Consider the following 12,872-nt stretch of genomic DNA (forward strand, 5'->3'; position numbering starts at 1 on the left):
CAGAGCCACGGGCCGATAATAAAACGAACTCAGGCGGTCATTTGAAAGCGAGCTACCGCTTTTTCAAGGCGTTGAGACTCATCCAACAAGCGTTTAGAGGTGTTAGCCGAGGCCTTAATCAGCTGTCCAGTCTGACTCACTGCCTGGTTGAGCGTGGTGATCCGCGTCGTGACGTGATGCACGCTGGCGCCCTGGTCAACGGAGGCGCTGGAAATTTCATTCAGCAGCCCGCTTAAACGCGTCACCAGGGCAATCACATTTTTCAACTGCGTCTCCAGCTCTGAGACGGCTTCACTGCCTTGCTCAATGCCCTGCAGCGAGTTATTGATCAACGACTGAATATTTCTGGTCGACTGGCTACTCTGCTTCGCCAGCAGGCCAACTTCACGCGCCACTACGGCAAAGCCTCGCCCCTGATTGCCCGCATGAGCCGCTTCAATGGCGGCGTTTAGCGCCAGGATATTGGTCTGGAAAGCCACGTTATCAATCATCGCTACAATGCCGCGCATCTCAGAGGAGCGGGCCACAATATCCTGCATCGACATATTTACCGTGTGCATCATCTGGTCGCCGCCGGCCACCATTTCACGCGCTTCGTCCGCGCGCTGGTTCGCCTGAATAGCGTACTGGCTGTTTTCCTGCACGCGGGATTCCAGCTCGGTAATATGCAGCGTAACTTTCTCCAGCTCTTGCTCCTGCTGAGAGGAGTGGGTAGACAGCTCGTGATTTCCTTCCGCAAGCTGGCCAATATTACTTAACAAGATGGCCGAGGATTCCCGCACCTCTTGCACCAGCTGCTGGATGCCCTGCTGCATTTCCAGCACGCTGCCGTGCAACTGTTTCACCTCGCGGTTAACCAGTTTTCGCTCGGCGGGTAGCCGCGATAAATCACCGGCGGCGAGAATGTGCAAATGCTCGATAAGACTGCGCAGAGGACGAATCACCCAGCGAGCCACGCCCAGCCAGACGGCAATCGCCACCACCAGCAAAATACCCAGCGCGATAATAAACAACGTTTGCGCCTGGCTCAGGCTGCCCAGCAGCGCATGACTGGCCTGAGCCGTTTGCTTCTCGCCTTCGGTCTGATAGCGCGCGTACTGCTCGTTGAAATCGGACTGAAAAGCCTGAATCGGCACTTCAAAGAAGGCATCAATGGAGGCCTTCTTTTGCATCCCTTCCAGCTGTTCTTTTAATCCGCCAAAGAACAGCTGATAACTGTTGGCCAGGCTCTCACTGTTCGCCGGGTGAAGCTGCTGCCAGGCGGCAAAGTTTTGCTGAGAGACTTTCAGAGCGGCGTCGGCCTCATCCACCAGGCTGTTCCAGCTGCCGACCGACCCGGTCTCTTTGTCCTGCATGAAGTAAACGCCCGCCCGGTTCAGCAGGTCGCTGGTCATTAGCAGCGAGGTTCTCGCCTTCTCCATAACCACCTGCTGCTGATGAAGCTGGTTACTTTCAAGCACGCTCTGGCGGGTTTCATGCAGGATGTTGGACAGGGAGACGGTGGAGAGAATTTGCAGCACGGAAAAGAGTGCGATAACGCCAACCACCCCGCTCAGCAGCCCAAACTCGCGGGGGCGACGGGCAACAAATCTGAAGGGATTTAAACGGCGAAAAATTTGACTTATGTTCATGATTTTCTTCAGTAACACAACGATGACGCGAGTGTACTGAGCGAAAATGACAGAATTATTTCATTCTCATGACAAACAAGGCCACCCTCACGGCGGCCTTACTTATTACTGACAGCGCGGGAAAAAACCAGCATAACATCTGCTCTTACCGGAGAAAGGAAGCATTATCCCTGCCCGGGTAACGGACGTCAGGCGCGCTAAACTAACGGCGATCCTTCCACACGGTCTGAATATTACAGAACTCATGCAGCCCGAAGTGGGAAAGTTCGCGGCCAAACCCGCTCTTTTTAACCCCGCCAAATGCCACGCGCGGATCGCTGGCGCTATAGCCGTTGATAAACACGCCGCCGCATTCAAGACGTGCCGCCATCTCCAGCGCAAGCCGCTCATTCGTCGTATAAACCGTCGCTGAAAGACCGTAATCGCTGTCGTTTGCCAGCTCAAGGGCATGTTCGCTGTCGCGGGCAACGGTAATCGCGGCCACCGGGCCAAACAGCTCCTGGCGGAACGCGGTCATCGCTGGCGTGACATCAGCGAGCACGGTCGGCGCATAGTAGTTGCCCTCACCGGGCAGTTTATCCCCGCCGATCAGCAGTTTTGCGCCCTGCTTAAGTGACACTGTCACTTGCTCATGCAGCTCATCACGCAGATCGTAGCGCGCCATCGGCCCGATACGGTTAGTTTCTTCCACCGGCGAGCCAATCTCGTAGTTTTTCAGCTCGGCAATAAAGCGGTCAGTAAAGGCTGCGGCAATCCCCGCTTCAACGATAAAGCGTTTCGCGGCGGCACAAACCTGCCCGGTGTTCTGGAAGCGCCCGGCCACCGCGGCCTTCACGGCTTCATCGAGATCGGCATCATTCAGCACGATAAACGGATCGGACCCGCCCAGCTCCAGCACGCATTTTTTCAAAGCGGCTCCAGCCTGCGCGCCTATCGCTGCGCCAGCTCGCCCGCTGCCGGTTACCGTGACGGCGGCCACGCGCGGGTCGTTAATCGCCTGGCTGACCCCTTCTGGGGTTACATTGAGCAGTTCGAACAGAGAAGGCACGAAACCCGCATCAACAAACATTTGACGAATAAGTTCGGCGCAGCCCATCACGTTTGGCGCATGTTTCAGAATATAGCTGTTGCCGGCCAGAAGAATCGGCACCGCCCCGCGCAGCACCTGCCATAACGGGAAGTTCCACGGCATCACCGCCAGAATGGGTCCCAGCGGACGGTACTCAATAACCGCGTTGTTGTTTTCAACCTGAGTGGCTTCCGCGCCTAACATCGCCGGACCATGCTCTGCGTACCAGTCGCAGAGATTGGCTGACTTAGCCACTTCGGCACGCGCCTGCAGAATGGGTTTGCCCATTTCGGCGGTAATCATTTGTGCCATCGCTTCGCCGTGTTTACGTACCGCCGCGCCCAAATCACGCAGCTTCTGCGCACGCTCGTTAAGCGGCGTGACGCGCCATGCGCTAAACGCCTGCTGGTTACGGGCCAGCGCGGCATCAATCTGGGCGGCGTTCTCGAAAGGATAAACCGCAATGCGCTCACCGGTAGCGGGATTGCGTGAAATGGCGTGGGTTTGCCCGGTTACTGATTGCATGGTGGTGCCTCGACAGGTGAATGAGATGTTAACAGTAGCCTTGAGGCGCAAAGTTTAAAAATGAATAATACTAAGCAAACCCTTCACGATTTGAGAAAGCTATGGATCTTACCCAGCTGGAAATGTTTAACGCCGTCGCGGAAACCGGCAGCATCAGCGCCGCCGCGCAGCAGGTACACCGCGTCCCGTCGAATCTCACGACCCGCATCAAGCAGCTGGAAGCGGACTTAGGCGTGGCGCTGTTCATCCGCGAGAACCAGCGGCTGAGGCTTTCCCCATCCGGCCACAGCTTCCTGGCCTACAGCAAGCGCATCCTGGCGCTGGTGGATGAGGCGCGTATGGTTGTTTCAGGGGATGAGCCACAAGGCCCGCTGGCGCTGGGTTCGTTAGAAAGTACGGCGGCGGTGCGCATTCCCGGCCTGCTGGCAAACTTTAACCAGCGTTACCCGAAAATCCATCTTTCCCTCACCACCGGGCCTTCCGGCGACCAGATTGACGGCGTGCTCGAAGGCCGCCTCGCCGCCGCCTTTGTTGACGGCCCGGTGCTGCATCCTTCCCTTGAGGGCCTGGCGGTGTATCGCGAAGAGATGACCGTCGTCGCGCCCGCCGATCATGCCCCGATTCATAGCGGTGCCGACGTTAACGGCGCGAGTATTTATGCCTTCCGGGCCAACTGCTCCTACCGCCGCCACTTTGAGAGTTGGTTCCACGACAGCCGTGCGATGCCGGGTAAAATTCATGAGATGGAGTCTTATCACGGGATGCTGGCCTGCGTGATTGCCGGTGCGGGGCTGGCGCTGATGCCCAGGAGTATGCTGGAGAGTATGCCGGGCAGCCATCAGGTGAGCACCTGGCCGCTGCCGGAGGATAAGCGCTATCTTGATACCTGGCTGCTGTGGCGCAGAGACGCCAAAACCCGCCAGCTTGACGCTTTTATTTCTCTGCTGGAAACGCCTCCGCAGGTGCCTTAATTCACAGCGATCGGCCGCTTTTGTTCAGGAACGGGCAAATGCAATAAGGCTGGCACGGACGGATTGCTTAATAATCGCCTCCGACGTGCCAGCCTTTATGAAGTGCATTTATTAATCCCGGTGAATTTTGCCCGGAAAGTTAGCGCAGCAGCACTTTACCCACCAGATAGGTCACGGCCTTGCCGCCAATCAACACCCGGTCGCCCTTGTACTGGCAGCGCAGATCGCCGCCGCGATAAGAAACCTGCCGCGCCAGCAGATGCGTTTTATTCAGCTTATCCGCCCAGTAAGGGATCAGCATGCTGTGGGTTGAACCGGTGACGGGATCTTCCGGCACCGATTCCCCCGGGCAAAAGAAGCGGCTAACAAAGTCATACTCGCCTTCACCTGCGGCGGTAATACAAACCATTTTTTCCAGCGGGATCATGGCGTTGATATCGGGTTGAATCGCCTCAACCTGCGCCTGGCTTTCCAGCACCACCATATAATCACGCCCGACGCGCATCTCTTTACACTCGCTAATACCAAGCGTCGCCAGCAGTTCCGGCAGCGGCGCAATCGGCTGCGTTTCCCAGGCCGGGAAATCCAGCGTCAGCCACTCGCCGTTACGCGTCACGGTCAGTGGGCCAACAAAACGCGTGCTGAAATGGATCGTCGTTTCCGGGTAATCCAGATGCTCGAAAATAACGTGGGAAGCCGCCAGCGTGGCGTGACCGCAAAGGTTTATCTCCCCCTGGGTTGTGAACCAGCGCAGCTCGAAGCCCTCATCCGTGGTCACGAAAAAAGCCGTTTCCGACTGATTATGCTGCTGCGACATTTTCAGCAGCGTTTCGTCCGGCAGCCATTCGCTGAGCGGGCATACCGCTGCCGCATTGCCACCAAACGTTGCGTCTGCAAAGGCGTCTACCATATAAAAGTCAATTGCTTGCATTGGCGTCACTCCTGTTTTTCATTGTTATTTTCTTCATCTCTACCATGACATACTCGCCCACGCTGTGCTGCTTTTTTTCTACCGTATCCAGGCGCAGGTTCCAAATGAGACATAAATCACAAAATGGGTTGTGTCGCCGATCTGATGGTTTTATGATCTCGCCATTCCTGCCCTTTATTTACCTGCATACTCTCTTATGACAATTGCTACCGTTTCGCGCAAAACGGCGTGGCTGCGGGTCGTCACTCTCGCCGTCGCCGCCTTTATTTTTAACACCACCGAATTTGTGCCCGTCGGCCTGCTGTCTGACATCGCGCAAAGTTTTGGCATGGAAACCGCGCAGGTCGGGATCATGCTGACTATCTACGCCTGGGTAGTCGCTCTGATGTCGCTGCCTTTTATGCTGATGACCAGCCAGGTTGAACGCCGCCGCCTGCTGATTGGCATTTTCCTGCTGTTTATTGCCAGCCACGTACTGTCTTTCCTGGCCTGGAACTTTACCGTGCTGGTAATAAGCCGCATTGGGATTGCCTTCGCCCACGCCATTTTCTGGTCGATTACCGCTTCCCTGGCCATTCGCATGGCGCCGGCGGGCAAAAAAGCGCAGGCGTTAAGCCTGCTCGCCACCGGCACGGCGCTGGCGATGGTGCTGGGTTTGCCCATCGGGCGCATCGTCGGGCAGTATTTCGGCTGGCGCACCACTTTCTTCGTCATTGGCGTCGTGGCGGCCATCACGCTGTTCTGCCTGATAAAACTGCTGCCCAAACTGCCGAGCGAACATTCCGGGTCGCTATCCAGCGTGCCTGAACTGTTCCGCCGCCCGGCGCTGGTCAATATCTACGCCTTGATTGCGGTGGTGGTCACCGCCCATTACACCGCCTACAGTTATATTGAACCTTTCGTTCAGCAGATAGCCGGACTGAGCGCTAACTTTGCCACCCTGCTTTTGCTGCTGTTTGGCGGCGCGGGGATCATCGGCAGCGTGCTGTTTGGTAAATGGGGGAATAAATACGCTTCGGGGCTGGTGTCCGGCGCGATTGCGCTGATGGCCGCTTGCCTGGTGCTCTTGCTGCCCGCTGCGCAAAGCGAACTCACCCTTGCCGGGCTCAGCCTGTTCTGGGGCATTTCGATAATGATAGTGGCCCTGGGAATGCAGGTTAAAGTCCTGGCCCTGGCGCCGGACGCCACCGACGTGGCGATGTCACTGTTCTCCGGGATCTTTAATATCGGCATTGGTGCGGGCGCCCTGCTCGGCAACCAGGTCAGCCTGCATATTTCCATGTCTGATATCGGCTTTATTGGCGCGATTCCGGCGCTGATCGCGCTGGTCTGGTCCATTCTGGTGTTCCGCCGCTGGCCGGTGACGCTGGAAGAACAGCCCCGGGCCACGCACTGACAAAAAAGCCCTCATTGTGAGGGCTTTGTACCACTGCCCGGCGGCGATTACGCCGGGTAAGTTTTAATAATTTCCAGCACGCCGTTAATAATAAACTGCACGCCCATACACACCAGCAGGAACCCCATCAGGCGGGAAATTGCCTCGATGCCGCTTTTACCCACCATACGCATAATTGCCCCAGAGCTGCGCAGGCTGGCCCAGAGAATCACGCCCACGGTCAGGAAGATCAGCGGTGGCGCAACGGTAATGACCCAGCCCGGAAAGTCGGAGCCTGCCCGCACGGTTGAAGCGGAGCTGATGATCATCGCTATGGTACCTGGCCCCGCCGTGCTCGGCATCGCCAGCGGCACAAACGCAATATTGGCTTCCGGCTCTTCGCTTAACTCTTCCGACTTGCTTCTCGCCTCCGGGGATTCATGCGCTTTCTGCTGCGGGAACAGCATCCGGAAGCCGATAAAGGCGACGATCAGTCCTCCGGCAATACGCAGCCCGGGAATCGAAATCCCGAAGGTGTTCATCACCACCTGCCCGGCGTAATACGCCACCATCATGATGACAAACACATTCACCGAAGCCATGAGCGCCGTGCGGTTGCGCTGCCGGCTATTCATGTCTCCGGAGAGCCCAAGGAACAGCGCCACGGTGGTGAGCGGGTTCGCCAGCGGCAGCAGCACCACAAGGCCAAGGCCGATGGCCCTGAGTAAATCCATCATATTTTTATCCTTATTTTGTCCTTTATTGAGCAGCTAGAGCGCAGGTTAGACTATAGCAGCCCGCAGTTTACTGACCGCTGATGAAGCGTTTTAGCTTTTCGTGGCATCGGCTGAATCATCACGTTGACTTATACTTGCCTCGGCAATAGTATCTGCCGTGACTAATCTACTTGCCTGGGCAAACATAGTGAAAAGCACCTGTGATCTGTTTAACGAAATGATCCCCCTCGGGCGATTGATCCACATGGTGAATCAGCATAAAGATCGCCTGTTAAACGATTCGCTCTCCCCGCTGGATATCACCGCGACCCAGTTCAAGGTGCTGTGCTCCATTCACTATGAAGTGTGTATTACCCCAGTCGAGCTGAAAAAAGTGCTTTCCGTTGACCTCGGCGCATTAACCCGAATGCTCGACCGCCTGCTGTGCAAAGGCTGGGTCGAGCGTTTGCCGAACCCCAACGATAAGCGCGGCGTTCTGATCAGGCTCACGCCGGAAGGCGTGGCGCTGTGTGAAGAGTGCCGAAACCTGGTGGGGCTTAGCCTCCATAAAGAACTTACTAAAAACCTGACGGACGACGAAGTCGATACGCTTTATCGCCTGTTGAAAAAGGTATTGCCGTAAACCTGCAAAGAGGTGAAACGATGTCCAGACGCAACAATGATGCGGTCACAATTCAAAGCATTTTGGGGTGGATTGAAGAGAACCTGGAAACCCCGCTCTCGCTGGAGAAGGTTTCTCAGCGTTCAGGCTACTCCAAGTGGCATCTGCAGCGGATGTTTAAAAAAGAGACCGGCCACTCAATGGGCCAGTACATCCGCAACCGTAAGCTGACCGAAATCGCGCTGAAGCTTAAAGAGAGCAACGAGCCGATCCTTTATCTGGCCGAGCGCTACGGTTTTGAATCGCAGCAGACGTTAACCCGCACCTTCAAGAACTACTTCTCGGTGCCGCCGCACAAGTACCGCGTAACCCGTCTTGCCGGCGAAGGCAAGTATCTGCACCCGTACAACCAGTATTGCAGTTTGTGTAATTAGTGCATCACCGTCTGTTTTACAGACGTAACCGAGGAAATATGAAAGTCATCTCCGCAGCCGCGCTCATTCTGGCGCTGGCATCAACTCACGCTCTTGCGGAGCAATCCGGCAGCTTTAACGCCACTCAGGCTAACTACGGCAACATGATAACCTGCTCTGGCGGGCAGTTGTCTAAAGGCCCGCAGCAAACCGCCGCTGAACGTTCTGAAGAACTGGGTTCCCCGTACTACCACGGTCATTCGCGTTCGTAAGATAAAGGCTGACCCGCCCGATGCTGGGCGGGTGCCGCGAATATCAGGATGAAGCCCGCTTCACCGAGCGCCCCATCCGCAGCCCAAAGACGTTGATATACAGCCCGCCCATAATCAATACCGCCCCCAGCAGCTGCATTACCGTCAGTTTTTCATCCAACAGCAGCGCCGCGCTTGCCATACCCACCACCGGCACCAGCAGCGACAGCGGCGCCACGCGCCAGGTTTCATAGCGCCCTAACAGCGTGCCCCAGATACCGTAGCCCACAATGGTGGAGATAAACGCCAGGTAGATCAGCGACAGGATGGTCGTAAGATCAATATTCACCAGACTTTGCAACATTGTTGCCGGGCCATCCAGCAGCCAGCTTGCCGCAAAAAACGGCAGCACGGGGATCAGCGCACTCCAGACAATCAGCGACATGATCGCCGGGCGCTGCTCGTGCTGCATGATCATTTTGTTAAAAATATTGCCGAACGCCCAGCTCATCCCCGCCGCCAGCGTCAGCATAAAGCCGAGCAGCGCGACGTGTTGGCCTTCGAAACTGCCCTCAATCAGTACCAGTACGCCGAAGACCGCCAGGGTTATCCCGGCCAACTGCTTAGCCTGCAGCCGCTCGCCAAAGAAAAACGTTCCCAGAATAATGGTGAAAAACGCCTGAGACTGCAGCACCAGTGAAGCCAGCCCGGCGGGCATACCGAATTTAATCGCGGTAAACAGGAAGGCAAACTGCCCGAAGCTGATAGTCAGCGCATAGGCGGCCAGCAGCCGGAACGGCAGCGTTGGCCGGGCCACAAACAGCAGTGCAGGAAATGCCACCAGCAAAAAACGCAGCCCAGCCAGCATCAGCGGCGGCATATTGTGCAGCCCCAGCTTGATCACCACGAAATTCACGCCCCAAATCACCACCACCAGCAGCGCCAGCAGTCCATCTTTACGCGTCATTGTCCCGTCCTGTATTTATTATCAATTTGTAAAAAAATAAACCTTATCGCCCTAAGTAAATAGATACAGATCCCACTTTTTGTCAGGGGTACAGATGTGTTGTATCGTGCTTATGCCGAATCTGGTTGCTATACCAGGCTGATTTTTCGTGATAAATCTTTCTCGCTCTCTTACCTCACCATGACTAAAACAGGCTGACATGACCGCCCTAAGAAATTTGTTTGCAGGCAAACAACTTGCAACAACTGTGTTACTTATTTCGTCGCTGCTGCTGACTATCGGGCGCGGCCTGACGTTGCCGTTTATGACTATTTATCTTTCGCGCGAATACCACATGGCGCTGAAAGATATCGGCCTGGCGATTACTATCGCGCTGGTGGCCGGGGTGATATTCAGCCTGTGGTTTGGCATCCTCGCGGACAAATTTGATAAGAAAAAGGCGATGCTGCTGGCTATCGTCATCTTCCTCGGCGGTTTTGCCGTTATTCCGCTGGTGCATAGCGCCGGGCTTGTGGTGCTGTTTTACTCGATTATCAACTGCTCTTACACCGTGTTTTCCGTGGTGGTAAAGGCGTGGTTTTCCGAGACGCTGGACATCAGCCTGAAGCCCAAAATCTTCTCCCTCAACTACACCTTCGTCAACGTTGGCTGGACGGTTGGCCCGCCGATCGGCACCTTTGTGGTGATGTACAGCACAAATCTGCCGTTCTGGCTCTCCGCCATGACCGCCCTGCTGCCGATTTTGATGATTATCCGCTACGTACAAAGCCAGCCGGGAAGCACCAGCGCCACGGGTGTGGAAGACAAAGTTCTGCCCTCGCCGCGCATGATGCTGCGCGACAAACAGCTGATGTGGTTCACGACCTCGGCATTTTTAGGCTCGATGGTTTACGGCGCGTTCGCCGGCTGCCTGTCGCAGTATTCCATTGTTATCGGCGATACCGGGCTGGCAGAAAAAGTGGTCAGCGTCGTGCTGTCGGTCAACGCCATTGTGGTTGTCGCTTTTCAGTATTTCCTCGGGAAAAACATTCGCCCCGATAACATCAAGAAGATGATGTTCTACGGGACGCTGTTTTTCGTCTGCGGCCTCGGCGGCTTTATGATTTCTGGCACTAATCTGTGGCTGTGGGGCTTGTCTTCACTGGTGTTTACCATTGGGGAGCTTATCTACGCGCCGGGGGAATACATGCTTGTCGACAACATCGCGCCGTCGGGGATGAAATCAAGCTACTTTGCCGCCCAGCAGCTCGGCTGGCTTGGCGGGGCCTGTAACCCGCTGGTCACCGGGCTGTTGTTGAGCTGGCTGCCGCCTTACATGCTGTTTGTGGTGCTGATGGGGACAATTTTACTGGCTTATTACGCCATCGTGATCGGCATGAATACGCCGCCTCGCCAGCCCATAACGGCCTGACGAGGCGCTGGTGATTACACGTCTTTTTCGTATTTGATAAAGCCGGATTTCTTCGCCACTTTGTCATACAGCGTCTGCGCCGTGGCGTTGGTTTCATGGGTATGCCAGTACAGGCGCGAACTGTTGTTGGCTCCAGCATGCTGACGTACCGCTTCAATCAGCGCCCGGCCAACGCCTTTGCCCCTGGCAAGCGGTGCCGCAAACAGATCTTCCAGGTAGCAGTAGTTAGTTGCTGACCAGGTACTGCGGTGATAGAGAAAGTGAGTGAAACCAAGCATCGTGCCCTGGTCGTCAAAAGCCCCGAATCCCCACAGCGGCTCCTGCGCATCCAGCATACGTTCCCAGGTCAAATCCGTGACGCTGTCACAAATATGAGCATCATAAAAGGTCAGATAGCCCTGCCAGAGCGCCTGCCACTGCGCCCGGTCGCCCGCCGTTAACGGGCGCACATCCACCAGGCCTGCAGGTTCGTTTGTCTGCCTGCTCAGTTCGGCACGAATAGCCGCCAACCCAGCACGCTGTTCGCCGTGAGGCATATTGTCCGCGGCAAGCCAGCGTTCAAACGCGCTTTTCACCAGCGGCCACTCGCCATCGGTGATAGAGAACCACGCCGTATCGCGGGTACGCCCTTTGTAGATGCCCATCTGGCGGAACACACCTTCAAAACGGAAGCCCAGACGCAGCGCCGCGCGGCGAGATGGCCCGTTCAGGCTGTCGCACTTCCACTCATAGCGGCGGTAGCCCAGCGTTTCAAACGCATACTTCATCAGCAAAAACTGGGCTTCCGTGGCCAGAGCGGTACGCTGCAGCAACGGCGAAAACACCACAAAGCCGACTTCAATACTGCCGTTCGCCGGATCAATGCGCATCAGCGACAGCGTGCCGAGCGCCTGGCCGCTGACGTTATCCACCACGGCAAAATGAAAAGGATCGGCGCTTTTTTCTGCCCCGGCAATGTACTGCATAAAATCGACTTCGGTATTGAACGGCCCGACGCTGAGATAAGTCCAGCCGCGCGCATCTTCAGCCTGAGCCCAGGCCTGCCAAAGCTGTGCCCCATGCTGAGCCGCACTTAGGGGCTCAAGGCGGCAAAAGTGCCCGTTTAACGTGACGCGCGCCGGCAGCGGGCGGCGCTGCCAGTCAGGAAGAGATAAGCCAATCGGCTGCTGGAAACTGTTGACGGTAAAAGACATGCTAACCTCTGGAATTCGATGGTGAATGCCGAAAACTATAGGCGCACAGAGGTTCAGCCAAAAGTACCACAATCACTTAATTTTGGCAGACCACTTATATCGCCACCAGCCCCCGGACGCCTTCCTGTTCCATAGCGCTGCCGTGCCCGCGCTGGACTATCTCCCCGCGCGACATCACCAGATACTGGTCCGCAAGCTCTGCGGCAAAATCGTAAAACTGTTCCACCAGCAGAATGGCCATATCCCCGCGCCCGGCGAGGTGGCGAATCACCTGGCCTATCTCTTTGATGATTGACGGCTGGATCCCTTCCGTCGGCTCATCCAGAATCAGCAGCTGTGGCTTACAGGCCAGGGCGCGGCCAATCGCCAGCTGCTGCTGCTGCCCGCCGGAGAGATCGCCGCCCCGCCTGAGCTTCATCTCTTTTAGTACCGGAAAAAGTTGATAAATCTCGTCCGGGACAGCCTTTGCCTCGCGCCCGGAAAAGCGTGACAGCCCCATCAGCAGGTTTTCTTCCACCGTCAGACGCGGAAAGATTTCACGCCCCTGCGGCACGTAGGCAATACCGGCCTGGACACGCTGGTGCGGCTTGCGCTGGGTGATGTTTTTCCCCTGCCAGCTAATGCTGCCGCCTTTCACCGGCACCAGACCCATCAGGCTTTTCAGCAGCGTGGTTTTCCCCACGCCGTTACGCCCGAGCAGGCAGGTCACTTCCCCCACGCGCACCTCAAAACTGACGCCGCGCAGAATATGGCTGCCGCCGTAATACTGGTTAAGCTCATTCACCTGCAGCATGTTT

General features: G+C 56.3%; 13 protein-coding genes. 6 read left to right on the forward strand and 7 right to left on the reverse strand.

Annotation, left to right across the window (positions count from 1 at the left end):
* Positions 1–29: 29 nt before the first annotated feature.
* Complete coding sequence (locus tag F3J29_RS06695; RefSeq protein WP_166864109.1) at positions 30–1,631, reverse strand: methyl-accepting chemotaxis protein; 1,602 nt, start codon at positions 1,629–1,631, stop codon at positions 30–32.
* Positions 1,632–1,833: 202 nt separating this feature from the next.
* A complete protein-coding gene (sad, locus tag F3J29_RS06700; protein ID WP_166864112.1) occupies positions 1,834–3,225 on the reverse strand; it encodes a succinate-semialdehyde dehydrogenase in 1,392 nt (463 codons plus the stop codon).
* 101 nt (positions 3,226–3,326) lie between these two features.
* Between sad and ptrR the strand changes: the two genes are divergently transcribed.
* Positions 3,327–4,196 (forward strand): putrescine utilization regulator PtrR, encoded by an 870-nt coding sequence (gene ptrR, locus F3J29_RS06705; protein WP_166864115.1) that lies wholly within the window; start codon positions 3,327–3,329, stop codon positions 4,194–4,196.
* A gap of 139 nt (positions 4,197–4,335) precedes the next feature.
* Here the strand turns inward: ptrR and F3J29_RS06710 are convergent, their stop codons facing one another.
* Positions 4,336–5,127 carry a PhzF family phenazine biosynthesis protein gene (locus tag F3J29_RS06710; protein ID WP_166864117.1) on the reverse strand — a complete coding sequence of 264 codons (792 nt, stop codon included), beginning with the start codon at positions 5,125–5,127 and terminating at the stop codon, positions 4,336–4,338.
* Positions 5,128–5,323: 196 nt separating this feature from the next.
* On the opposite strand from F3J29_RS06710, the gene F3J29_RS06715 reads away from it, so the two are divergent.
* Positions 5,324–6,523 (forward strand): sugar transporter, encoded by a 1,200-nt coding sequence (locus F3J29_RS06715; RefSeq protein WP_166864120.1) that lies wholly within the window; start codon positions 5,324–5,326, stop codon positions 6,521–6,523.
* Positions 6,524–6,570: 47 nt separating this feature from the next.
* Here the strand turns inward: F3J29_RS06715 and F3J29_RS06720 are convergent, their stop codons facing one another.
* On the reverse strand, positions 6,571–7,239 hold the full coding sequence (locus tag F3J29_RS06720) for a MarC family NAAT transporter (RefSeq protein WP_166864123.1): 669 nt from the start codon (positions 7,237–7,239) through the stop codon (positions 6,571–6,573).
* Between the two features lie 187 nt (positions 7,240–7,426).
* On the opposite strand from F3J29_RS06720, the gene marR reads away from it, so the two are divergent.
* From marR to marB, 3 genes are read left to right on the forward strand one after another with little or no spacing between them, the layout of a single operon-like run.
* On the forward strand, positions 7,427–7,861 hold the full coding sequence (gene marR / locus F3J29_RS06725) for a multiple antibiotic resistance transcriptional regulator MarR (protein WP_008459031.1): 435 nt from the start codon (positions 7,427–7,429) through the stop codon (positions 7,859–7,861).
* A gap of 20 nt (positions 7,862–7,881) precedes the next feature.
* Positions 7,882–8,274 (forward strand): MDR efflux pump AcrAB transcriptional activator MarA, encoded by a 393-nt coding sequence (marA, locus tag F3J29_RS06730; RefSeq protein WP_008459033.1) that lies wholly within the window; start codon positions 7,882–7,884, stop codon positions 8,272–8,274.
* Positions 8,275–8,312: 38 nt separating this feature from the next.
* Entirely contained in the window at positions 8,313–8,525 is a 213-nt protein-coding gene (gene marB, locus F3J29_RS06735; RefSeq protein ID WP_166864127.1) for a multiple antibiotic resistance regulatory protein MarB, read from the forward strand.
* Between the two features lie 43 nt (positions 8,526–8,568).
* Here the strand turns inward: marB and eamA are convergent, their stop codons facing one another.
* Complete coding sequence (eamA, locus tag F3J29_RS06740) at positions 8,569–9,471, reverse strand: O-acetylserine/cysteine exporter (RefSeq protein ID WP_166864130.1); 903 nt, start codon at positions 9,469–9,471, stop codon at positions 8,569–8,571.
* A 199-nt stretch (positions 9,472–9,670) separates the two neighbouring features.
* On the opposite strand from eamA, the gene F3J29_RS06745 reads away from it, so the two are divergent.
* Positions 9,671–10,882 (forward strand): MFS transporter, encoded by a 1,212-nt coding sequence (locus F3J29_RS06745; RefSeq protein WP_166864134.1) that lies wholly within the window; start codon positions 9,671–9,673, stop codon positions 10,880–10,882.
* 14 nt (positions 10,883–10,896) lie between these two features.
* On the opposite strand, the gene F3J29_RS22845 is transcribed toward F3J29_RS06745, so the two are convergent.
* Both F3J29_RS22845 and urtE read right to left on the reverse strand, forming a co-directional pair.
* A complete protein-coding gene (locus F3J29_RS22845; RefSeq protein ID WP_166864137.1) occupies positions 10,897–12,075 on the reverse strand; it encodes a GNAT family N-acetyltransferase in 1,179 nt (392 codons plus the stop codon).
* A 94-nt stretch (positions 12,076–12,169) separates the two neighbouring features.
* Entirely contained in the window at positions 12,170–12,868 is a 699-nt protein-coding gene (gene urtE / locus F3J29_RS06755) for an urea ABC transporter ATP-binding subunit UrtE (RefSeq protein ID WP_166864140.1), read from the reverse strand.
* Between the last annotated feature and the right edge of the window lie 4 nt (positions 12,869–12,872).

Origin of the sequence: Enterobacter sp. Cy-643, assembly GCF_011752815.1 — a bacterium.
Taxonomy (GTDB): Bacteria; Pseudomonadota; Gammaproteobacteria; order Enterobacterales; family Enterobacteriaceae; genus Cedecea.